Origin of the sequence: Agarivorans albus, from assembly GCF_019670105.1 — a bacterium.
Classification (GTDB): domain Bacteria; phylum Pseudomonadota; class Gammaproteobacteria; order Enterobacterales; family Celerinatantimonadaceae; genus Agarivorans; species Agarivorans albus.
In genome coordinates this window covers 3,583,643-3,605,000 of the sequence record NZ_AP023032.1, presented here as the reverse complement: position 1 = coordinate 3,605,000, position 21,358 = coordinate 3,583,643, and the positions used below count along the sequence as shown (strand labels likewise).

Genomic DNA, 21,358 nt, shown 5'->3' with positions numbered 1-21,358 from the left:
GAAAAATTAGCGGATGACTTGTGGCTGGGGGTGAAAGGCCAATCAAACCGGGAGATAGCTGGTTCTCCTCGAAAGCTATTTAGGTAGCGCCTCGAGCGAATACTGATGGGGGTAGAGCACTGTTAAGGCTAGGGGGTCATCCCGACTTACCAACCCTTTGCAAACTCCGAATACCATCAAGTACTACTCGGGAGACACACGGCGGGTGCTAACGTCCGTCGTGGAAAGGGAAACAACCCAGACCGTCAGCTAAGGTCCCAAAGTGTATGTTAAGTGGGAAACGATGTGGGAAGGCTTAGACAGCCAGGATGTTGGCTTAGAAGCAGCCATCATTTAAAGAAAGCGTAATAGCTCACTGGTCGAGTCGGCCTGCGCGGAAGATGTAACGGGGCTAAACATACCACCGAAGCTACGGGAGCATGCTTGCATGCTCGGTAGAGGAGCGTTCTGTAAGCCGTTGAAGGTGAATCGTAAGGTTTGCTGGAGGTATCAGAAGTGCGAATGTTGACATGAGTAACGATAAAGGGGGTGAAAAGCCCCCTCGCCGAAAGACCAAGGTTTCCTGTCCAATGTTAATCAGGGCAGGGTGAGTCGGCCCCTAAGGCGAGACTGAAAAGTGTAGTCGATGGGAAACAGGTTAATATTCCTGTACTTCGTATAATTGCGATGGGAGGACGGAGAAGGCTAGGCCAGCGTGGCGATGGTTGTCCACGTGAAAGGCAGTAGGCGGTAAACTTAGGCAAATCCGGGTTTACATTACGCTGAGAGTTGATGACGAGTGTCTACGGACACGAAGTGGTTGATGCCCTGCTTCCAGGAAAAGTCTCTAAGCTTCAGATTATACGAAACCGTACCCCAAACCGACACAGGTGGTTGGGTAGAGAATACCAAGGCGCTTGAGAGAACTCGGGTGAAGGAACTAGGCAAAATGGTACCGTAACTTCGGGAGAAGGTACGCTCTTGATGGTGATGGGACTTGCTCCCTAAGCTGCTGAGAGTCGCAGATACCAGTTGGCTGCAACTGTTTATTAAAAACACAGCACTGTGCTAAATCGAAAGATGACGTATACGGTGTGACGCCTGCCCGGTGCCGGAAGGTTAATTGATGTGGTTAGCGTTCGCGCGAAGCTATTGATCGAAGCCCCGGTAAACGGCGGCCGTAACTATAACGGTCCTAAGGTAGCGAAATTCCTTGTCGGGTAAGTTCCGACCTGCACGAATGGCGTAATGATGGCCAAGCTGTCTCCACCCGAGACTCAGTGAAATTGAAATTGCCGTGAAGATGCGGTGTACCCGCGGCTAGACGGAAAGACCCCGTGAACCTTTACTACAGCTTGACACTGAACATTGACCCTACATGTGTAGGATAGGTGGGAGGCTTTGAAGCGTTGTCGCTAGATGACGTGGAGCCGACCTTGAAATACCACCCTTGTAGTGTTGATGTTCTAACGTTGGTCCCTTATCGGGATTGCGGACAGTGTCTGGTGGGTAGTTTGACTGGGGCGGTCTCCTCCCAAAGAGTAACGGAGGAGCACGAAGGTTGGCTAAGTATGGTCGGACATCATACGGTTAGTGCAATGGCATAAGCCAGCTTAACTGCGAGACAGACACGTCGAGCAGGTACGAAAGTAGGTCATAGTGATCCGGTGGTTCTGTATGGAAGGGCCATCGCTCAACGGATAAAAGGTACTCCGGGGATAACAGGCTGATACCGCCCAAGAGTTCATATCGACGGCGGTGTTTGGCACCTCGATGTCGGCTCATCACATCCTGGGGCTGAAGTCGGTCCCAAGGGTATGGCTGTTCGCCATTTAAAGTGGTACGCGAGCTGGGTTTAGAACGTCGTGAGACAGTTCGGTCCCTATCTGCCGTGGGCGTTTGAGAATTGAGGGGAGCTGCTCCTAGTACGAGAGGACCGGAGTGGACGAACCGCTGGTGTTTGGGTTGTTATGCCAATAGCATTGCCCAGTAGCTACGTTCGGAACTGATAACCGCTGAAAGCATCTAAGCGGGAAGCAGGCCTCGAGATTAATTCTCACTAGGACTTTAAGTCCTCTGAAGGGCCGTTGGAGACTACAACGTTGATAGGCAAGGTGTGTAAGTGCTGTGAGGCATTGAGCTAACTTGTACTAATTACCCGTGAGGCTTAACCATACAACACCTAAAGGGTGTTGCTTATAGATACTTTATTTAGAAACCATGAATACTTGTTAGTGCTCATGAGGTATTTCAGCTTTTTCGAATGTTAAAGACAACAGTTTTTGCCTGGTGGCAATAGCGTTGTGGACCCACCTGACTCCATGCCGAACTCAGAAGTGAAACGCAACTGCGCCGATGATAGTGTGGGGCTTCCCCATGTGAAAGTAGGTCACCGCCAGGCTCTCATACTAAGCCCTCGTCTAATGACGAGGGCTTTTTTATTGCCTGCGGTATAGTCGCCCAGGCATACCAATCACTCGAACCTCTATAGATTCATCAACAGCACTAACCTAGCGCATCACAGACATCACCCTCTTGCACATACAAGGTCGACCAGTGATTACGCTTGGCGTGTTTCTTGGCAAGGCTCGCCCGCTCGCTTAACTCATCGATACTGAGCTGAGAGGCAGCAGTCCAACGGGTAACACCTACTGCTAAGCCACTTAGATGAAAGAACCGTTGTTGGCCGTCACGGTCTTTGGCCACAATGCCTTTGGCGTCTAGGTCTTTTTGCCGATACAAGGCTTCTCGGCGGCTATCAAATGTGCTGAGTAGGTGTAATACGGAAGGATGCCAGTTTTGGGTGGTGAAAATCACGATAAAGTCATCTCCGCCTAGGTGACCGATAAAGTGTGCATATTTACTTAAATGCATCCTTAATAGCTCAGCGACCAATTTGATCATTTTGTCACCGCGCTCATAGCCACAAATATCATTAAATGGCTTAAAGTTATTTAGGTCGAAGTAAGCAAGGTCAAATGGCTGTTTACGTGCGATCAGGTGATTTAAACTGCGTTGTAGAGGCACGTTACCCGGTAAAGCTGTTAAGGGGTTAGCGTAACGGGCTAATTGAAGTTTGTAGTCAGAGAGCTTTCGCATTACATCTACCGCTAAACCCACGCCGTAGTACTTACTATTTTGAGTAACAATAAATACAGCGTCTAAACCACTAGCTGTATGTTGGCTAAGTTTACGGCCGATTTCACTTAATGTGGTGTTGGCATCCACGGTTAAGGGGTTGGTATCCATCAACTCGGCTACGGTTTTGCGCTGATTGAGAGAATGACCGTAAGGACCCGAGTACTGGGCAAGTAACTCTTCGCGCTTTATTAAGCCTAGAACTCGCTGTTGTCCATCTACAACCGGAAGTGAATTAATGCTTTTATCTTCGAGAATAGTTGTTAAAAGCTTTTTGGAGGATAGGTTAGGAGACACGATATTGGCAGAGCTGGCTAGAGAAAGTGCTGTATAGGGCTCTGTTACTACAGGGGTACTTGGCGCAGTTTTTCGCAGCTTTGGTTGATTAGTAGGCCGAGCAATATGAAAACCTTGAAGGTAAGGAATATCTAGGTTTACCAGTTGCTGATATTGTTCGGCATTTTCAATGCATTCAACAATGATTTGGCTGCCAATTTGTTCGGCAAGGTTCACCAGCGATGCGATGGCAGTGCTAACTTTGCCATCTTCTAGCAATTGCTCGCAAAAAAAACAGTCTAGCTTTAAATACTCAGGGCTGAGTTGTAACCATGTTTTAATGCCCGCGTAACCTGCTCCAAAATCATCTAAAGCGAACGAAATAGCTAATTTACGGAGATCTTGGATGCACTTTAAAAGCGCCTCATCAACACAGATTGGCAGGTGCTCGGTGAGCTCGATAACTAGATTGCCTTTGCTAGGAATAAGTTGTTCAAAGCATTGAGTACCTTGCTGCTGATAAATATACAGCAAGGTATCGGGTGAGAAGTTAATGAATAGATGGCCGTTTACATTTTGCTTATCAAAGCGTTGTCGAGCTAGCTGTGCGCAAATTAATTCAAGCTCATGTTGTTGGCTAGATTGGCAGGCAAACTCAAATAGTGTTAGTGGCGAATGGAAATAACTATTTTGTGGGCCTCTAGATAAGGCCTCATAGCCTAAAGCCTGGTTGTTATTATGATCCCAAATAGTTTGAAAAGCGGTACTAATGCTTTGTTGCCTAATTAGGTCGTCAAACTCCAATTGTCGCTTGGCTCGCATCCTTGTCGCCTCATCTACTCTGTTACTAAACAGGTGTAGCAGCTATTCTTTACAGAATCGTGACAAGTGGGTGAATAATGATTTTTTCTTTAAATTTAGATGCTTAGCTCTATTTTAGTTGAGTAGTTGCTTAATTTCCTGCATTTGGGTGTTACTGAGCGGCCCATGTTCAATAGCTGCTGCATTACTTAGCACTTGAGCTGTATTACGAAATCCTGGAATAGGTAGTGTGTGCTCACCTAAGCCCCAAATCCAAGCTAGTGCTCCTTGATTAACCGTTCTTCCCTTACTGGTCAAAATTGATTGAATGCCGACTAATTTGTTGAGCAGTTCAGGCGATGCTTTACCGTTTATGAAGTATTTTAACCACTCTGGATTGATGCAACGAATATCGTCTTTATCTAAAATGCTTGAATGATGGTACTTGCCCGAGAGCAGCCCCATAGCGAGTGGTCCTCGATTTATCGCCGTTTTGTTGTGCTTGGCACAGAAGTTTACCAAATCATTGTTTTGGTCTAACACGTTGTTTTGAAACTGAAAGGCAATGCAGTGTTCGGCTGAAGAAAAGGCCTTTGCACGGTCTAGAAAGTCGGTACTCCAAGCGTAAGCGCGTATTTTCCCTGCTTTTACTAAGTGCTCTAGAGTTTCTACAATTTGTCCTATATTCTCGGCTGGGTAGTCATTTAGGTGTAACTGGTATAAATCGATATATTCTGTACCTAAGCGTTTTAAGCTATTTTCGCAGTGTCGAATAATGGCATCGTGTTGATCAAAGATACCGCTGATGGTTTTGCTATCTTCTTCAAACTCTAGGCCAAACTTAGTGCCAATAATGGCTTGCTGGCGCTTATTAGCTAAGGCTTTTCCCAATACCCGTTCGCTGTGACCTGCGCCATAAACTGCTGCAGTGTCAAAAAAGTTAATGCCAGCATCAAGTGCAGCGTGAATGGCCGAAATCGAGACCGCATCGTCTACTTTCCCCCAGCCGCAAGGCTTGTTGTCTTGGTCGAAGAAAGGCCCGCCAATGGCCCAGCAACCTAAACCAAGAGGGCTTACTTTCCATTCACCTAACTGTCTTAATTGCATAGCATTATCCTTTTTAGCTATTCGCTTCTTTAGCGGTTACCACGAACCCAAGGGCTAACCTCTTGCAGATAAAAATTGGCAAGCTTGGCATGAAGGTCTTTGCTTAAAGAGGTTTGGCCTGAGTAATGAGAGTTTTGCTGAATCTGCTCTGGTTTGCTTGCCCCTGTAATTACGCTGGTTATTTGCGGGTGGTCGAGTAGCCAACGAATTGCACACTCTGCAATAGCTAAGTTTTCAGGAAGCAGCGTTTTAAGCTGTTCAAGCAAGTTCAAGGCTTTATCTAGCGGCAAACCAGCGAAAGTTTCCCCTACATGAAAGGCTGCGCCATCTCGGTTGTAGTGGCGGTGATCAGTTTCGTCAAATTGTCGTTGCGCGGTAACAGCGCCACTTAATAAACCACTGGCATAGGGCAAACGGGCAATTATTCCCACTTGTTGAGCTTGAGCTAAATCGAGTACTTCAGCTACAGCGTCTTGTCTAAATAGGTTAATGATAATTTGTAAGCTGGTTAGAGCCGGGTCTTTTAAACACAACTTGGCTTCTTCCATCGACTCTACACTTGCGCCGTAGTGCTCAATCAAGCCTTGTTGTTTAAAGTCGGCTAACCAAGTGAATATTTCACCATCACGAAGTATCTGGGTGGGAACACAATGCAGTTGAATCAAGGGAATGCTGGTTAAACCTAGCCGCTGTAAACTGGCTTCGATGCTTTGTTTAACTGTTTGTTTAGTGTAGTTATTCGGGTACAAATTTGCATCTCGGCCAAGCTTGGTTGCAATGGTTATATCTGAATGCTGCTGGTAAAACTGCCCCAGTAATCGTTCGCTAAGGCCCGCGCCATATACATCGGCTGTATCATAAAAACGCACGCCACTTTGGTAGGCCTGCTCGAGGATGGTCAGTGACTGAGCTTCGCTTACAGGGCCAAAGTCACCGCCTAATTGCCAGCAGCCTAAGCCTATTTCACTTAATACTAAGCCGCTTTTACCTAACACTCTGTTCTGCATTGTTGATCCTGCTTGGTTATGTTTTAAAACAGTGTAAACGTTTTATGTTGTTTGATATTTAGCTAGTATTAAAAATAATTGTTCAGAAATTTGGATTAATATGTTCGCAGGGCTGGTTGATTTTGTCACCGTAGTTGAAACCGGCAGTTTTACTGCCGCTGCCGATAAGCTGCATAGTTCTAAGGCTAGCATTAGCCAAAGGGTGAGTGATTTAGAACATCGTTTAGGAGTGCAGCTGTTATATCGTTCGACCCGCAAGCTACGTTTGACTGATGCAGGGGAGAGTTATTATCAAAGCTGTCGTCAAGGCCTAGAGTTGCTGGAAGATGGAGCTCTAGCAGCCCAACAGCTGCAACATCATTTACAAGGCAAGATAAAAATAAACTCCTTAGGCGGCATTTTTGCAGAGCAATGGCTGGCGCCGGCTTTGCTTACGTTTCGCCAAGAACATCCAAACATTGATATCGAGCTAGATTTGTCGTCACAACGGGAAGACCTATTGAGCTCTCCTTTTGATATTGTATTTCGAATGGGAGCTTTGCCCGATTCGAGTTTGCAGGTAAGGGTGTTAAGCCAGCTAAATACGCATGTGGTCGCTAGCCCTGAGTACTTAGCGGCTAATGGCTTGCCCAAGCACCCCGAAGAGTTGCGTCATCATCAGTGTATTTGTGGCACGGTGTCGCAGTGGCCTTTTCAAAAGAATGGGCAAAAGTTATTGGTATCGGTAAATGGTTCGTTTGCCTGCCCTAATGGACACGTACTAAAACAAGCCGCCATTGAGGGTTTTGGTTTTATTCGTACTCACGATATGTACTTGCGTGACGCGCTAGAAGCAGGGCAGTTAAAAACAGTGTTAGAAGATTGGCAGGTAGTAAGCCAACCGTTATGGATGGTGTTTCCTCCGGCACGTTATCGCTCGAAACGAGTAACTAAGCTAGCTGATTGGCTGGTAGACTATGCCAAAAGGCAAGCCATTTAGCTTTTGTTAGCGATTGGCATCATTAACGCTATGGGCTTTAAAGCATTCAAGGATTAAACATGAGTAATTCCTCCCCCAGTGGTGATATAAGCGAAGCTGAATATCAGCAGCACACGATGCGCTGGGTGAAAGATTTTGTGGTTGAATACAATATTTGTCCTTTTGCAAAGCGCGAATTAGAGCGTGGTAGTATTCGCTACCAAGTAGCGATGAGCGACGATATTGAAGAGTTATTGCAGCAATTAGTTGTAGAATGCCAGCTCTTAGATAATCAGCCCGACGTTGAAACAACCTTGTTTATCACCCCCTGCTTAAGCTGTTTTGATGACTATTTAGATTGTTTGTATTGGGCGGAGAAGATCATAAGCAAGCAAGGCTATGATGGCGTTTACCAGCTAGCTAGCTTTCATCCCGACTACTGTTTTGCTGGAGAAGCAGATACAGCGCCAAGTAACTATACTAATCGTTCGCCTTATCCGGTATTTCACTTAATTCGTGAAGCAACGGTGAGTCGCTTAACTCGACTTCATCCTGATCCTGAAGGGATCCCTGAGCACAACATTGCGCTTACCGAAGAACTGGGGATTTCATCACTAAAACAGATTTTGGCGAGCTGTAAATTGTAGATTAGAGTATATATTTTATCTTATCGCTTTGAAATTAATAAGTTATTTGCTTATGCTTTGCCAGCAAATTTTACAGGAGGTGATATGTCTTTAACGATAACTGCGGCCGAAAAAGCGATTTTGGCGGATTTGTCTATTCCCCCTCGGCCTCAAGTTTTGTTAACGATTACTCAAGAAACAAAAAAAGCCGAGCCCGATGTAGCAGTTATTGCAGAGGCAATAGCTAGCGATGTAGGGATCTCTGGTGCGGTGTTGCAAATTGTTAACTCCGCTGCGTTTCGTCGCTTAAACGAGATTAAATCGATTCACCAAGCGGTGATGACTTTAGGCATTAATCGGGTATTTCCTATTGTTAAAGCGGTTGCCTTAAAAGGGGCAATGCCAGCCTCTAAAGTATTGGATAAATTTTGGTTAGAGGCTAACTTACTGGCTAGTTGCGCAGCGGCTACCGCTGAAGAGCTAGGCTTTGAATCGGCCAAAGATAATGCTTATATGCTGGGTTTGTTTCATCAGGCTGGCGTACCAGCTTTGCTACAGTCTTTCCCTGAATATGAAAGCTTACTCGCCGAGGCCAATGACATGGGATGGACTCATCTCGCGGAACGTGAACGCAGTGAATATGGGACAACTCATGCCACTGTGGCTGCACTTATTGCGCAGCAATGGAGCCTGCCTAAGGTGATGATAGAAGCCATTTATTATCAACACGATGCAGATGGCTTATTTAGTTCGCAAGAGCTGGGTAAATCATCGCTGCTAATGTTAGCAATACTAAAAATAGCGCGTATTGTTGCTTACCGTAAACTGGGAGTAAGCAGTGAAGAAGAAGCTTGGCAGGAGAGCTACGACGGCTTGTTAGCTTTCTTGAACTTGGAAGATCAGCAGTTAGAAGACACATTAAGTGCGGTGCTAGAGGCGCAGGCATAAAGAATTGTGTTTCAATGAATATAAAAAAGGCTAGCTGAGTAAGCTAGCCTTTTTACTTTTGGAAAGGTTTAGAACGTATACGCTAAGTCGACGCCCCAGTTACGGCCTGGCTGGGTGTAACGATCTAAGCCTTGATGGTCAGATGGTTTGCCGTCTAGGTCGGTGTAGCTCCAGTATTTTTGGTCAAGCGCATTAAACAAGCCAGCTCGTAATACTAGGTCGTTCACCGGTTGGTAGTAGGCAGTTAGATCTAGCAAAGCGTGGCCAGGTGCGTGGGCGTTGTTTTCGGTAGACCAGTCGCCTTCTTTCTTGGCTGACACCATGGTTAGGTTAAGTTGGCTACCCCAAAGTTTATCTTGGTGGTCGTAGCCTAAGCCCCAAACTGCAGTAAGCGGTGCAACAGAATCTAGCGCGCTGCCATCTTCTTTATTTTTGCCTTGTGCGTACGCAACGCTTAAGCGGCTGTAGCTACCTTTAGGTGCCCCAAAGGCTTCATCTAACCAGTAGTTACCTTTAAACTCCACACCATAGATTTCAGCTTCACCAATGTTTTCATTGATGGTGATACCCGCTGGATAGCTTGGATCACTGTAATCAGTTACTGATTGAATGAAGTTGATGTAGTCATTGAAGAAACCCACTAACTCCATGCTAGATGCAGCAGTATTGGTACGTAAACCTAACTCGTAGCTTTGGCTCTCTTCTGGTTTAAGGTTAGGGTTAGACAAGGTGGCATAACCGTGGCCGCTATTATCAAAGGCGTAGTAAAGTTCTTCAAGGGTAGGGGCTCTAAAACCTTCGCTATATTGAACAAATGTACTAACTTGTTGATTCCAATGATATACCGCGCCTAAGCGTTTGGTTAAAGCATCGCTGTTATGCTCTTCAAAGCCGCTGCTGGCATCTGGTGTTGCTTTGTAGTCGTCGTAACGTAAACCAGCGGTAACCACTAAGCGTTCATCCATTAAATACATGTGATCTTGAATAAAGATCCCGCGCTTTTCGGCTTCTGCTTTAGGCACTTCTGGTGCGCCTGGATCTACCGTTCCTGTGTCGTAATAATGAGTGCGGTAATCCAGCTCAAAATCACTATTGATAGCCGTTAAACCGTAGCTAATTTCGTGGCTGCCGTGGTCAAACTCCAGTAGTTTGTTGAACTGAGCATCAAACTGTAACGAGCTATCTTCACCGTTACGTTCACGATTACGACTACCGTATAAATCGGTAGTATCGTAGTTATTGTGCTCTGATTTACTTTGCTGATGGCTTAGTTGCCAGAACAAATCATCAAATGCGGTATTGTTGGATAGCCATGTGTGGTTTACGCCTACACGGCTGCGAGTGTCTTTGTCCTCGCCAGTTACATTTGTGTAGGTAAAGCCAGGGAATATGCTATAGCCTTCGTTGCTAAGGATGGTTGACTTAGATTCGCGCTGGAATAGTTCAGCCACTAAGCCAAAAGTATGTGCATCATTTAAGGCGTAGTTAGTTTTTAGGAGCAGGTTGTGAGAGTCAAAGTCGAGAGGATCGGCTTGCCCGCGGTCTCGGCCATTTATATCTTCACCTGAAGAGTGGGTTTTGGTTTCGCTGCCATCACGGTAGGTGTAAATGGCTAAACCTTCCCATTTTTGATAGCGCTTAGCGACCTCGACGGTGGCTTTATATGCTTCATTTGAACTACCGTAGCCAGCTTTAAGCGCGACATGGTTGCTGTCGCCTTCAGCTAGTACGTCTTCAGGGTTTTTGGTTCTTAGTAATATTGCGCCGCCTAAGGCGTCACTACCGTAAAGGCTAGAGGCTGGGCCCTTGTTAATTTCAACGGCACTTAGCGTGTCAATTTCATAAGCGTTTGGCCCCTTGTTCATTACATCGCCACCAGGGTTATAGGCAGTGGGTTGCTCGATGCCATCTACCATTAGCTTAATTCGGTTGCCATCTAGGCCACGAATATTAAAGCCACTAGTGCCAAAACGGCCTTGTCCAGTAGTGGTTACGCCGGGTTCGTAACGAACAGCATCATTTAAATCATTAGCCATTTGCTGCTCTAGCTGCTCAGAGCTTACCGAGCTAATGCTAGAAGAGATGTCTTTGACCGATTGCTCTGTACGGGTTGCTGATACCACCACTTCGTCAAACATGGTGCTATTTGTTTCGGCATAAGCGAGAGAGCTAAGGCTAAAAATTACTGCATTAGCAATTAGAGTGCGATTGAATGCTTTCATGGTTTTCAGGCTTGTTCCTTATCCTGTTAAGTTTTAATTAGGCGGTACTATACATAATACGAATGAGAATTAAAATCATTTGCATTTAATTATGGTTTTGTAAGTAGTTAAAATTAGAAGGGTTGAATATGGGAAATATCTTGAGTTGGCATTAAAGCTCTAACCACTAATTGATTTTATCTAGAAGAATTTGTGTAGCTAGCCAAGCAGTTTAAAGGTGTTTATATAGCTGTTTGATTTGGCAGAATATACTAAGCTTTAAGCACACTACGCCAAGCTTTGATGATTGGTGAAAATAACGCTGTATAGCGACTTAAACCTAAGGATGGAATTGAAGTGTTACAAATAAAGCGTGTTGTATGTTTAACCTTATGCGTGTTGTTAGTTAGTGCATGTAAATCTGTGGGGGTGGGGTCTGGTTTCGAGGAGCGCCCAGTTACCCAGGTTAGTGAGCCCGCTAGCAAGGTTCAGTTTAATGATGCCTTAGTATGGTTAGACAGCGCCCAACAAGGAAAGCGAGGTGTACGTTTTTTAAAAGGAGAGTATCCACTTAGTGCTGAAGATGATGAGTATTGGTACTTTCAAGCTCCGTCGGTAATTGAAATGGCAGTGCTCGAGGGGGGAAATGTTGTTGGCGGTAAAAAAATGCCAGGCGGGTTAATGCTTGCTAAAGACGAGCTAGCTACGGTACCAGCCGGTGCTTATATTGATAATGAGACTGACAGCAAGATATTGGTGCTAAAAATGGGGCGTGACTTCATGGCCTTAAAAGGTGAAAAGTGGCAAAAGCAATAAAGTTAAGCGCTTGCTTAAAGGGGCCTTAAGACCTCATTAAGCAAGCGGGTTTCATCACAACAGTGGCACCGACATTAGGGTGTCGTGAGCTGTTATAAACAGGTATTTTTCATCGGCCGACAGAGTACAATTAGCGGTTAAACGTCCGGTACGTATTTTGGCAAGTACTTCCCCTTGTGGGGAGAACAACCACACTCCACCTGGCCCTGTGGCAAAGATATTACCGCTAGAATGAACCGCCATTCCATCTGGTAAACCTTGTTCTCCAGCTACACCAAGTAACGCTTTAGCGTTGTGAAATATCCGCTTGTTGCTAATGCTGCCGTCTGGGTTTACATCATAAGCTAACCAGCGTGGATGTTTGTCATCAGACACCGCCACAATTAAGGTTTTTTGGTCAAGCGTTAAGGCAATGCCATTTGGGAAGTTGACGCTGTTGTCTAGTAACTCAAGCTCGCCATCTTGGCTTAGACGATAGATCCCTTGAAAGTCTAATTCTTTACGCGAGTCATTCATGCCTGAATTTAGTCCATAAGGAGGATCGGTAAAGTATAAGCTGCCATCGTTGTGGTAAACCGCATCATTTGGACTGTTTAAGCGCTTGCCTTGGTACTCGCCAGCCAGCGTAACAAATTTACTTTGAGGTTCGTTTAATGGGGCATCCATGAGTGCTACACGGCGGTCACCTTGTTGAAGTAGCACCAGCTGTCCCTGTGGGTTTAATAACAAACCATTAGAGCCTTGTCCGTAGTCTCCTTCTTCTAGGCCTGTAGCACCAGAGTTTTCTAGATAAAGCTCGGTACCTTTATTAGGTTGATACTTTACGATGGTGTTGTTGGGGATGTCGGAAAATAGCAAGAAGCCATGTTGCTCAATCCATACTGGTCCTTCTGTCCAGCGATAGCCCTTTCCACGAATACTAATCTTGGCGTCTGCCGCAATAAATTGTTTTGCTTGTGGGTTAATCAACTCGATTGAGCCGGTTGTTTCCGCTGCATCGGCGATGGAGAGTTGATCAGAGGTAGTTGAACAAGCGCTAGCAAGCAAGCTAGCGGCTAAAACAAAGGCAGTTCTCATTTAGTATTCCTTTATATGATGAGCAATAAATACTTCTGGTTAACTAATTTGTTAAATTGGTTTTCCATTTTGTTGCTGTGATTCAAAGAATACAAGTTATTAACCTAAGTGTTTCTGCTTAAGTCTCGTTTTTGCCGCGCTTTTTTACTAAATCTCGCAAGATTACCTTAATAATTGGTTATCCAGTTGGGGAGGGGAATAGGCGTTCAATGATCTTCTAAGCTTAAGCGGTTCGCTTTGAGCGTCGCTGGCTCAATAAAAGCAATACAAGCCCTAAGCTAATTAACCACCAAGTCTTCGGCTCCGGCACTGTTACAGGTGCTAATGAGCGGCCGGTTAGTGCTTCGCGTTGAATACTTACCGTGTGGTTATCTGTCTCGAAGTTGCGACCAAAAAAGCGGATAGCGGTAATTTTGTCAGCATTGCTTTCGGCGAATAGATTAACGTAACCATAGGGTTCACGTTTGTTGCCTTTAACGCTAGTAGGGCTACCGTAATGGCCAGGTTCTAGCACAGCAGCATCAAGAATTTGGTTGGTTTTAAAGGACAACTGCTCAGACTGGGTGGTAATACTAAGTTGGTTTCCATTGTCTCCGGCACTCCACCAAAAACCAAAGTAGCCTACAGGCTGGTCAAAAATGAGCTGAACGGCACTTTTATTTGGAATAAATAAGTATTTACCCTCGCCATGTGCTCCACCATAAACGCCAAAATCAGCCACTTTGGCTTGGCCTTTATCTACCGAGTACTCTCCAAAGGCATTTTGGTAGCCATTACTGAGTTGGGATGACGTTAAGTTGTCGAAGTTTTCTGTATAGCTAGGCCCACTAATTTGTGAAGTTTGGATGCCTGGAGCCTCAATAGTGTAAATAATGCCAGCATGGCTTGAGAAGCTAATACAAGCAGTGATGAATAAAGCATGCGATATAGATTTCATATAAACCTCGACAACTAAATTTAAGCACTGTTTAGTGCGTAGTTAAGGTGTTATATCCAGTTTCGTGCCAATGTTTATAGTGCCTTTTATTACAAAGGTTTAGAGCCAAAAATTGCTTGCTTCTAGCTTTATGGAGCGAGCTGCACTTAGCTGTTTGCAAATTGCAAAAGCCGGCTGAATACAGCCGACTATTGGTTTATTGGATGGCTTTTAAAGAGAGGGTTAGAGAAAACTTGGCCACTACTTCGTCGCCGCTAATAGAGGGGCAGGTAGCATTTATCGTTACGGCTTGGTTTACTCGCTCGCCGCTTTGCATGGTTTGCTCGAGCATTTGGTCAATGAGTTTGCCGTCGGTACAACTAAAGATAACGTCTGCTTCCGGGCGCTTTAAAAACTGCCCTTCAACCGCCTTAAACGCTAGCGATACTTTTTTGCCATATTGTTCGGCTTTAGCTATCGCTAAGAAGCCTCCGGCTACGTCTGCGCCAACCGCTAAGGTTCCAAAGTACATACTGTTAAGGTGGTTTTTGGTTCGGCGTTTAAGGGGAATTTTAACAATAACCTTCTGTTCATCCATCTCAAGGATCTTAGGACGGCAGTACCAAATTAAGGGTACTTTGAACATACCAAACAAACTCAACATCAAGTTGGCTTTACGAACACTGGGAAGCATAACTTTTCCTTGTTTAAGAGGTCTTACCAGTAGAGCTTGTTGTTAACAAAAAGTCAACATTTGTTGTTTGGCGGATTAAAAATCTGACCAACCAGCGCCCACAATAAAGTGCAGGGTGGTATCTTCTGGGCCTCTGGCAACATCTATCCCGGTACGTAAATTAAAGCGCCTAGCCATTAGGTAACGAAAACCTAGGCCTTTAGCATAGCGGTTAGGTGTGTCACCTAGGTTTTGCTCTGAGCTAAATGCTTGCCCAACACCGCCAAATACAACCGCAGACCAGCGAGCATCAAAGTCGTAGCGCAGCTCACCTTGCAAGGTTGCCATGCGCTCGCCTTGGTAACGCATGGCTGGTATGCCGCGCATATCAATAAAGGGCAGGGCATAATAAGGCGTATCGCCATGGGCACTGGAGGCCGATAAACGCATAGAGCCTTGGAAGCTATTGCCTAGATAACTAAAGCCAGAAAACTCACCAGAGGCGATTGAATAATCATTGTCGCCGCCAAAGTAATCAGCGTGTTTAGCATAACTAATGTTGCCATACAGACCTTGGTTAGGACTAAACGAGTTATCTCGAGTATCGTAGTTAAGCAGCAGGCTTACTCCGCCATCCTTCATGCTCAACTGAGGCTTTAAGTAATCAGGCAGGTTGCCAATAGAAAACTCACTGTCACTATTTAAAAAGGTGTATTTGGCTCCAGCAAACCACGGGCTATCGCCTAAGCGAAAGCGGATTTGTTGCAGTAAGTAAGTACCTTTTAGATTAACTCTAATGGGAATGTCGCCAACTGCCCCTTCGCTGGGCAAGCGAAAGCTATCAATATTGGCATCTACACCCGCAATTGCACCGATGTAGCGAATACTGTCTTGCTTCCATATGCCCATATGAAACGCCCCCGCACCTCGCGTGCCGTTTTCTGTCGCTAGCCCTAATAAACCCGACACACTAGGTGTAAGTTTTAGCGGGGCATTGGGATCATCCGGCTGTTCATTTTGCAGTTCTTCGTTTTCGTGAAAAAAAGCTAATACTAAACCGCCGCCGTAACCCACCGCGGGGTCGGTAATAATAATTGGTACCGGCAGAAAACCTACTGCGTTATCCATAAGCCATTGGCTAGCATCCATACGGCCGTCGGTAGGGTCAACAAACTGTTCAAAAAAATCAGCTTGGCTATGTCCAGAAGAAAGAACTAGCGGTAAAACTAGGGCTAAAGAAGAAAGGCGCATATTTCATTCCTTGAAATAGTGGGCAATGTGATATCAAACACTTAGTTAGAGTTTAGCTATTCGCCAACTAAAGCGATAGCCTTTTGCGGTATTTAGTATGGGAAGCTAAAACGAAAAAAGCCTGCATAAATGCAGGCTTTTTAAAGGTGGTGCCCGGAGGCGGAATCGAACCACCGACACGAGGATTTTCAATCCTCTGCTCTACCGACTGAGCTATCCGGGCGACGGGCGCTATTAAACGAATTTTGCCGGTTTAAGTCAACCGAAATCAGTAAAAAAAATGAAATAATTGAGCTTCGATTAAATGGCGCACAATAACTGGCAAAAGAATAAACAAAAAGGTGGCCTAAGCCACCTTTAGATAGTTTGGATACTTAAGTGATGGGTTTCACTGTTCTCTGTACTGGCAAAGGGTAAATGCCGATTAGAGTGGGGCTAGTTAACGTGGTGAGCAAACTATTGGCTAGCAAATGGGTATATTTGTTGCCGTTCCCGAGTATTTTTCACTGTAATAAGTATATTTAATATAAAAGGGTGAGTGTTTGTCTATATTGCTTATTTTTAGAGTTTATTGGCAATGATTGTTGTAGTTTGGATTTATTTGGGGTGAAATAAACCAAGGTTGAAATGATGCTTAAACTTGGAGGTAAGTAATGCGCCTTGATCGCACCGATAGAAAGATTTTAGATTTGATGCAGAACAATGGGCGAATTAGCAATTTAGAGTTAGCTGAGCAAGTTGGTTTATCTCCGTCACCATGTTCACGGCGGGTAAAAGCCTTGGAAGATGCCGGGCTCATTGCTAAACACGTTACCTTACTTAACGAAAAAAAGCTCAACCTAAACCTTACCGCTTATATTCATATCTCTATGGATAGGCATACCCCAGAGCGCTTCGAAAATTTTCAAAAAATTATTAGTGCCTATGAAGAAGTGATGGAGTGCGCATTAGTTACTGGCACCGATGCAGATTACCAGCTTAAAGTTGTAGTAAGAGATATGGAGCATTATCAGGCGTTTTTGTTGGGCAAACTAACTCGGATAGAAGGGGTTACTGGCGTGCGCTCTAGCTTTGTGCTGCAGCAGGTGTTTAGCCACACAGCCTTGCCTTTATCGCAGATAAAATAAAAGCGCCGATTGGCGCTTTAGTTGTTTACGCTTGTTGGCGTTTTAAGAAGGCCTGGCGGCATCCTTCGTAGTTATCAATTAGCATGTCACTTTCGGCTTTTTCGTACGGGAGCAAGCTGCCTAGTACCATGCGTTTTTGACCTTTGCCGATAACTTGGCCATCTTCGCTGATAGTAAATTTAAGCAAGGCTACGCCGCGTTTTCCATTGGGAATAAACTCACCGCCAACAAACTCTAAATGTGGAGAGCGAGTTGGTAATTGCTCGAAATGCAGGCTCATGTTTTCGTAAATCACTAGTGGGCGCTTACGATTTAGCATTAAGCCTTGTTCTTCGAGTAGGGGGACTAATATGTGCGGAAAGTTACGCCCAGAGAAACGCACATAGTCAGCAATAATATCGCCAATAATCTCAGCATCTTTTAGGTTTTCACCGCTGCGTTCTAATTGCAGATATTCTTTGCCGTTGTTATCTACGAGTAAGCAGTGTTGTTCTTGTTGTTCAATACTTAGTGGTACGCCATCGGTGACCATGCCGGCAAAGGTAAATTGCATGTCTTGGCTTAAACCAAGCTCGTTTAGCATAACTGAGAATAACAAATCACCAGGAACACAGAAACGCGAAGAGTCTGCATCGTGAATGGCATTAAAGTCGTTGGCGACGCCTTTGGCAAAATCACAAGCTTGTTGTCTGCTAAATACAAACTGTTGATCTTCGCGACTAAAATATTGGTTTAAATTCATAACTCACTTTCTTTGCATGATGCGGCGAGCGGCGATTTTAGCAAATATTAATAGAAGGGTGGTCATATCAGTATAAAAAGTTTTTTTTATGTTTTTTCGAATGCAAATATTCTAGCCCCAAACTGGTGCTTTTTACTAAGCAACTCTTTTCACTGAACTAATCAATTTTATCCACAAGGGCACTCTTCTTTAAATTGATTTAATTATCAAAAAAGAGCTTTGCAAGCGATTAAATCTGCCCTACCTTTAAAGTGAGAAAAGAAAGATTGGTGGCTAAATAAAGCGTTTTTGCGTTTTGTTGATAAACCATAGGCACATGGAATGAGCGAGCAAGCTATGGCGAAAAAGTCACGCTATTGGGGAAGTATTGTACTAGGCGCAGTTATTGTTCTAGTAAGCGGCGCAACCACTTGGGTAGCGTTGTTTGACAAAGCTGCTCCTTCTTACCAGCTAAGCTTCATGTTCCATCGCCCTGATGGAATGACTACCGTGAATGTAGATTGTGAAAATCTGCATTATTCTATTCGTCAAACCTATCATAAGCAGGACAATGCTAGTGAAGCGGTGCAACAGCTGTCGATGTTGGTTTGCTCAGATATTTATGCGCTACTGCAGCAAGTACCCAAGCAACTGGCTTCGCCATACTCGGGAGAGCACCGTTCAGAAAAGCTGATACGTTGGACACAAGGTGACAATGAATGGCAGTGGCGTTGGCAGGATAAATACGACCCGTCATTACGTCCGGTATTTACTCAGCTGGATGATTTGATGCGCAGAATGCCTGACTCAGCCTTAGCGGGCGGAGCCAATATTAACCCTCAGTTCCGCTAGCCTTTACCAGCGATAAGGTTTGGCTGTCTAAACTACTAAGGTAGGGCAGCAAGGCGTTGGCAAGTTTCTCTGAATCGTGGCGCACTATGTCGCTGTCTTCATCAATTAAGTCGGCATAAATAAGCTGATACTTGTTACCAATAGCTTCTAGATCATCAACCGCTACTACTTGCGCGCGCTCCAAGTTGTAGTTAGCTATCATTTCGTCACTGGGTATATGGTTATTCACCACAACAGCATCTAGAGGGCGACCTAAGTAGTGCTCTAAATCCGAAATAAAGTGCTCTAGATTATAACCGTCGGTCTCACCAAACTTAGTCATAATATTGCTTACATACACAAGCTTAGCTTTGCTGCTTTTTATCGCTTCCTTAACGCCCGGTACTAATAAATTAGGAATAATGCTGGTAAATAGATCGCCAGGGCCTAATACAATCGCCTCAACGGTGTTGATGCGCTCAATCACTGGTGGATAAACTCGCACTTGTTCAGCGTGATGAGGAACTAAAAATACATTGGCTATTTTTTCTCGTTGATCGCCGCGAGGCAAATCGATGGCACTCTCACCAAAAATACGTTCACCGCTGGTAAGTTCCGCCACTAAGGTGGACTTATCAATAGTGACCGGCAAAATCTCACCTTCAACATCAAGCATTTGCGCTAAGCCTTGAATACCCTCCGAAAAAGAACCGCTGTATTGCGAGAGCATGGTAAGCAGCATGTTACCGGCACTATGACCAGACAAACGCTTGCCTTTGGTAAATCGTTTTAACAAAAGCTTACGGGCTAATTCTCGATAGGGAGAGAGGGCTAATACACATTTAAGAATATCCCCAGGTGGCAAAATGCCTAGTTCATCACGCAGGCGGCCGGTGCTTCCGCCACTGTCGGTCATCGATACAATGGCGCTAATCGCTAGGTGATCTGCATCTCTAAGAGCCGATAACAATACAAAGTGACCGCTTCCGCCGCCAATGGTGGCAATTGATAATGGGCGTTGTGGGGAATTCGATCTCACTATCTACTCCGTGATGGTTATGCATTCCAATTAACTAGATTAAGCGCTACTAAATCCTAAGTACTCTCACTAGCCTAATTGAGTTTAGTACACTAAACAAAGCCTCTTAGCTTAGCAATGATAATTCTGTCATGGTCTTGACATCAAAGCGTCACTTTTTGGTCAAATATGCCTTTTAGATTAGCCATAACAGGGATGATGTGGCGTAAGTAATGACAACAAAACAGATCTATCAAAGCCTATGGCTTTCAGATATTCACCTGGGTTGTAAAGATTGCAAGGCAGAAATGCTACTGCAGCTATTACAACAAACTAAAGCCAAGCGAATTTTTTTGGTGGGAGACATTGTTGATGTATGGGCGTTAAAGCGCCGGGTATATTGGCCAGAGTCTCATAACCAAGTGCTGCAATACTTGATGAGTTTGGCTAAATCTGGTTGTGAACTGGTGTACATTCCCGGCAATCACGACCAACTGTTTAAGGCTTATCACGGCATGGATCTCGCCGATGTGAAAGTGAGCAAACAGTACCGCTATACCAGCATTACCGGTAAACAAATTTTGATGGTGCATGGTGATCAGTTCGACGAAGAAGTCTGTTTTGGCCGTTTTTACGCCAAGTTGGGCGATCACCTTTATGACTTCTTACTATTTCTAAACCGCTCTTCGAGCAAAATTCGCCATGCGCTGGGTTATCCCTATTGGTCGTTGGCGGGGTATATCAAGTCTAAAATTGCCAAAGCCACCGAGGCTATCGCTCGCTATCGCCAAGCAGTGGTGAATGAGGCTGTGCGCCAAGGAGTAGATGTGGTGATATGTGGGCACATTCATCACCCTGAGCTAAGTGAGCAACAGGGCGTTGTATATGCTAACGATGGTGATTGGATTGAAAACTGCACCTTATTGTGTGAAACCATGGATGGTCAGCTGCAATTACGCCGCTGGGATGATCGTTTGAAAACGACAGTAGAACTTGAATCGATTAACCTTGCTGAGCCTCAAGTACTAAGTGCTGAAAAAGTAGCTTAATTGGTTATTAAATTGGCAGTTGTGCGCGGATTAAAAATTTTTTCACTCTGGCCGTTGACAAGCACTGTGAAAATCCGTTTAATAGCGCTCGCTTGATACAGCGTATCAGCAGTACCAACAGTGTGCCGATTTAGCTCAGTTGGTAGAGCAACTGACTTGTAATCAGTAGGTCGCCAGTTCGACTCCGGCAATCGGCACCATCCTTTTAAAGCCTCGTCTAATGACGGGGCTTTTTCATTTCTAACGCTTGCTTGTTGGTTATTTGGCATTTTGCTTGGGCTAGTTTATTCTGCTTTTCTTCAAGAGTGTAAAGAGGAAGGCGCATGCTTAAAGCCCTTAAAGAGTTCTTACAGGCCACGCTAGAGACTAGCAGTGAGGGTGAGTTACCCAATGTAGAACTCGCAGCAACTACCCTACTAGTGCAATTAAGCCAGAGCGATAACCAACAAAGTAATGCCGAAAATGCGGTGATACTACGTAAAATAAAGCGGCTTTTTGAGCTAGATGACAAAGAAGCTGAGAATTTATTTTTGCAGGCGCAAACTCAAGCTAATCAAGCCATCTCGGTATTTGACTTCACCCGTCATGTTAAAGAGTTGGACTACCAATTGCGTTACCAGTTTACCGAGGCACTTTGGAAGGTGGCCTACGCAGACGGCGTTATCGATCCGCAAGAAGAGGCGCTTATTCGCCAGGTGTCCGATCTAATCTATCTTAGCCATAGTGACTTTTTAAAAGCCAAAATGTCGGCTCAGCCTTCTGCTTAACGGCCCAAAGCGGCATTCAATTAAGCCAAAAAACTCATACTTAGTTATTGTTGGTATGAGTTTTTTATAGA

The 21,358-nt window shown here is 44.9% G+C and carries 18 protein-coding genes, 2 tRNA genes and 2 rRNA genes (1 of these 22 only partly in view); 11 read left to right on the top strand and 11 right to left on the bottom strand.

What is annotated here, in order from left to right:
• Both K5620_RS16365 and rrf read left to right on the top strand, forming a co-directional pair.
• Positions 1 to 2,154, top strand: a 23S ribosomal RNA gene (locus K5620_RS16365) (it extends 736 nt beyond the left edge of the window).
• A 110-nt stretch (positions 2,155 to 2,264) separates the two neighbouring features.
• Positions 2,265 to 2,380, top strand: a 5S ribosomal RNA gene (gene rrf, locus K5620_RS16360).
• A 104-nt stretch (positions 2,381 to 2,484) separates the two neighbouring features.
• Here rrf and K5620_RS16355 read toward each other — a convergent pair.
• The 3 genes from K5620_RS16355 to K5620_RS16345 all read right to left on the bottom strand — a co-directional run bounded on the left by K5620_RS16355 (position 2,485) and on the right by K5620_RS16345 (position 6,308).
• Positions 2,485 to 4,215 (bottom strand): GGDEF domain-containing protein, encoded by a 1,731-nt coding sequence (locus tag K5620_RS16355; RefSeq protein WP_016403884.1) that lies wholly within the window; start codon positions 4,213 to 4,215, stop codon positions 2,485 to 2,487.
• A 114-nt stretch (positions 4,216 to 4,329) separates the two neighbouring features.
• On the bottom strand, positions 4,330 to 5,301 hold the full coding sequence (locus tag K5620_RS16350; protein ID WP_016403885.1) for an aldo/keto reductase: 972 nt from the start codon (positions 5,299 to 5,301) through the stop codon (positions 4,330 to 4,332).
• A 29-nt stretch (positions 5,302 to 5,330) separates the two neighbouring features.
• Positions 5,331 to 6,308 (bottom strand): aldo/keto reductase, encoded by a 978-nt coding sequence (locus K5620_RS16345; RefSeq protein ID WP_016403886.1) that lies wholly within the window; start codon positions 6,306 to 6,308, stop codon positions 5,331 to 5,333.
• A gap of 100 nt (positions 6,309 to 6,408) precedes the next feature.
• On the opposite strand from K5620_RS16345, the gene K5620_RS16340 reads away from it, so the two are divergent.
• The 3 genes from K5620_RS16340 to K5620_RS16330 all read left to right on the top strand — a co-directional run bounded on the left by K5620_RS16340 (position 6,409) and on the right by K5620_RS16330 (position 8,840).
• Positions 6,409 to 7,287, top strand: coding sequence for a LysR family transcriptional regulator (locus K5620_RS16340; RefSeq protein ID WP_016403887.1), 879 nt, complete (start codon positions 6,409 to 6,411; stop codon positions 7,285 to 7,287).
• A 59-nt stretch (positions 7,288 to 7,346) separates the two neighbouring features.
• On the top strand, positions 7,347 to 7,913 hold the full coding sequence (locus K5620_RS16335) for a DUF1415 domain-containing protein (protein WP_016403888.1): 567 nt from the start codon (positions 7,347 to 7,349) through the stop codon (positions 7,911 to 7,913).
• Positions 7,914 to 7,997: 84 nt separating this feature from the next.
• Positions 7,998 to 8,840, top strand: a complete 843-nt coding sequence (locus K5620_RS16330; protein ID WP_016403889.1) for an HDOD domain-containing protein — start codon at positions 7,998 to 8,000, stop codon at positions 8,838 to 8,840.
• Positions 8,841 to 8,908: 68 nt separating this feature from the next.
• Here the strand turns inward: K5620_RS16330 and K5620_RS16325 are convergent, their stop codons facing one another.
• The gene (locus tag K5620_RS16325; RefSeq protein ID WP_016403890.1) at positions 8,909 to 11,062 is read right to left on the bottom strand and encodes a TonB-dependent hemoglobin/transferrin/lactoferrin family receptor; all 2,154 of its coding nucleotides are present in this window, start codon (positions 11,060 to 11,062) and stop codon (positions 8,909 to 8,911) included.
• A 336-nt stretch (positions 11,063 to 11,398) separates the two neighbouring features.
• On the opposite strand from K5620_RS16325, the gene K5620_RS16320 reads away from it, so the two are divergent.
• Entirely contained in the window at positions 11,399 to 11,857 is a 459-nt protein-coding gene (locus K5620_RS16320) for a hypothetical protein (RefSeq protein ID WP_016403891.1), read from the top strand.
• A 54-nt stretch (positions 11,858 to 11,911) separates the two neighbouring features.
• Here the strand turns inward: K5620_RS16320 and K5620_RS16315 are convergent, their stop codons facing one another.
• From K5620_RS16315 to K5620_RS16295, 5 genes are all read right to left on the bottom strand, one after another.
• Positions 11,912 to 12,934 (bottom strand): SMP-30/gluconolactonase/LRE family protein, encoded by a 1,023-nt coding sequence (locus tag K5620_RS16315; protein ID WP_016403892.1) that lies wholly within the window; start codon positions 12,932 to 12,934, stop codon positions 11,912 to 11,914.
• 223 nt (positions 12,935 to 13,157) lie between these two features.
• Positions 13,158 to 13,871, bottom strand: a complete 714-nt coding sequence (locus K5620_RS16310) for an Npun_F0296 family exosortase-dependent surface protein (RefSeq protein WP_016403893.1) — start codon at positions 13,869 to 13,871, stop codon at positions 13,158 to 13,160.
• Positions 13,872 to 14,067: 196 nt separating this feature from the next.
• Positions 14,068 to 14,544, bottom strand: coding sequence for a DUF4442 domain-containing protein (locus tag K5620_RS16305; protein WP_040307680.1), 477 nt, complete (start codon positions 14,542 to 14,544; stop codon positions 14,068 to 14,070).
• 75 nt (positions 14,545 to 14,619) lie between these two features.
• Positions 14,620 to 15,774, bottom strand: coding sequence for a BamA/TamA family outer membrane protein (locus K5620_RS16300; protein WP_016403896.1), 1,155 nt, complete (start codon positions 15,772 to 15,774; stop codon positions 14,620 to 14,622).
• A gap of 147 nt (positions 15,775 to 15,921) precedes the next feature.
• Positions 15,922 to 15,997 (bottom strand) — tRNA-Phe (locus tag K5620_RS16295).
• Between the two features lie 430 nt (positions 15,998 to 16,427).
• On the opposite strand from K5620_RS16295, the gene K5620_RS16290 reads away from it, so the two are divergent.
• Positions 16,428 to 16,901 (top strand): Lrp/AsnC family transcriptional regulator, encoded by a 474-nt coding sequence (locus K5620_RS16290; RefSeq protein WP_016403897.1) that lies wholly within the window; start codon positions 16,428 to 16,430, stop codon positions 16,899 to 16,901.
• A gap of 25 nt (positions 16,902 to 16,926) precedes the next feature.
• Here the strand turns inward: K5620_RS16290 and K5620_RS16285 are convergent, their stop codons facing one another.
• Positions 16,927 to 17,643 (bottom strand): DUF3581 family protein, encoded by a 717-nt coding sequence (locus K5620_RS16285; RefSeq protein ID WP_016403898.1) that lies wholly within the window; start codon positions 17,641 to 17,643, stop codon positions 16,927 to 16,929.
• A 321-nt stretch (positions 17,644 to 17,964) separates the two neighbouring features.
• On the opposite strand from K5620_RS16285, the gene K5620_RS16280 reads away from it, so the two are divergent.
• Positions 17,965 to 18,474, top strand: a complete 510-nt coding sequence (locus K5620_RS16280; protein WP_016403899.1) for a hypothetical protein — start codon at positions 17,965 to 17,967, stop codon at positions 18,472 to 18,474.
• Here the strand turns inward: K5620_RS16280 and K5620_RS16275 are convergent.
• On the bottom strand, positions 18,455 to 19,492 hold the full coding sequence (locus K5620_RS16275) for a gluconeogenesis factor YvcK family protein (protein ID WP_016403900.1): 1,038 nt from the start codon (positions 19,490 to 19,492) through the stop codon (positions 18,455 to 18,457). The genes K5620_RS16280 and K5620_RS16275 overlap by 20 nt on opposite strands.
• A 212-nt stretch (positions 19,493 to 19,704) precedes the next feature.
• Between K5620_RS16275 and K5620_RS16270 the strand changes: the two genes are divergently transcribed.
• The 3 genes from K5620_RS16270 to K5620_RS16260 all read left to right on the top strand — a co-directional run bounded on the left by K5620_RS16270 (position 19,705) and on the right by K5620_RS16260 (position 21,287).
• Positions 19,705 to 20,520 (top strand): UDP-2,3-diacylglucosamine diphosphatase, encoded by an 816-nt coding sequence (locus K5620_RS16270; RefSeq protein ID WP_016403901.1) that lies wholly within the window; start codon positions 19,705 to 19,707, stop codon positions 20,518 to 20,520.
• 124 nt (positions 20,521 to 20,644) lie between these two features.
• Positions 20,645 to 20,720, top strand: a tRNA-Thr gene (locus K5620_RS16265).
• 123 nt (positions 20,721 to 20,843) lie between these two features.
• Positions 20,844 to 21,287, top strand: a complete 444-nt coding sequence (locus K5620_RS16260) for a tellurite resistance TerB family protein (RefSeq protein ID WP_016403902.1) — start codon at positions 20,844 to 20,846, stop codon at positions 21,285 to 21,287.
• Positions 21,288 to 21,358 lie beyond the last annotated feature (71 nt).

Excerpts from the sequence above, each read along its gene's own strand:
- K5620_RS16280 (WP_016403899.1), top strand. The coding sequence starts at position 17,965 with ATGAGCGAGCAAGCTATGGCGAAAAAGTCACGCTATTGGGGAAGTATT.
- K5620_RS16270 (WP_016403901.1), top strand. The coding sequence starts at position 19,705 with ATGACAACAAAACAGATCTATCAAAGCCTATGGCTTTCAGATATTCAC.
- K5620_RS16305 (WP_040307680.1), bottom strand. The coding sequence starts at position 14,544 with ATGCTTCCCAGTGTTCGTAAAGCCAACTTGATGTTGAGTTTGTTTGGT.
- K5620_RS16315 (WP_016403892.1), bottom strand. The coding sequence starts at position 12,934 with ATGAGAACTGCCTTTGTTTTAGCCGCTAGCTTGCTTGCTAGCGCTTGT.
- K5620_RS16300 (WP_016403896.1), bottom strand. The coding sequence starts at position 15,774 with ATGCGCCTTTCTTCTTTAGCCCTAGTTTTACCGCTAGTTCTTTCTTCT.
- K5620_RS16325 (WP_016403890.1), bottom strand. The coding sequence starts at position 11,062 with ATGAAAGCATTCAATCGCACTCTAATTGCTAATGCAGTAATTTTTAGC.
- K5620_RS16355 (WP_016403884.1), bottom strand. The coding sequence starts at position 4,215 with ATGCGAGCCAAGCGACAATTGGAGTTTGACGACCTAATTAGGCAACAA.
- K5620_RS16260 (WP_016403902.1), top strand. The coding sequence starts at position 20,844 with ATGCTTAAAGCCCTTAAAGAGTTCTTACAGGCCACGCTAGAGACTAGC.
- K5620_RS16290 (WP_016403897.1), top strand. The coding sequence starts at position 16,428 with ATGCGCCTTGATCGCACCGATAGAAAGATTTTAGATTTGATGCAGAAC.
- K5620_RS16330 (WP_016403889.1), top strand. The coding sequence starts at position 7,998 with ATGTCTTTAACGATAACTGCGGCCGAAAAAGCGATTTTGGCGGATTTG.
- K5620_RS16335 (WP_016403888.1), top strand. The coding sequence starts at position 7,347 with ATGAGTAATTCCTCCCCCAGTGGTGATATAAGCGAAGCTGAATATCAG.
- K5620_RS16350 (WP_016403885.1), bottom strand. The coding sequence starts at position 5,301 with ATGCAATTAAGACAGTTAGGTGAATGGAAAGTAAGCCCTCTTGGTTTA.
- K5620_RS16340 (WP_016403887.1), top strand. The coding sequence starts at position 6,409 with ATGTTCGCAGGGCTGGTTGATTTTGTCACCGTAGTTGAAACCGGCAGT.
- K5620_RS16310 (WP_016403893.1), bottom strand. The coding sequence starts at position 13,871 with ATGAAATCTATATCGCATGCTTTATTCATCACTGCTTGTATTAGCTTC.
- K5620_RS16285 (WP_016403898.1), bottom strand. The coding sequence starts at position 17,643 with ATGAATTTAAACCAATATTTTAGTCGCGAAGATCAACAGTTTGTATTT.
- K5620_RS16345 (WP_016403886.1), bottom strand. The coding sequence starts at position 6,308 with ATGCAGAACAGAGTGTTAGGTAAAAGCGGCTTAGTATTAAGTGAAATA.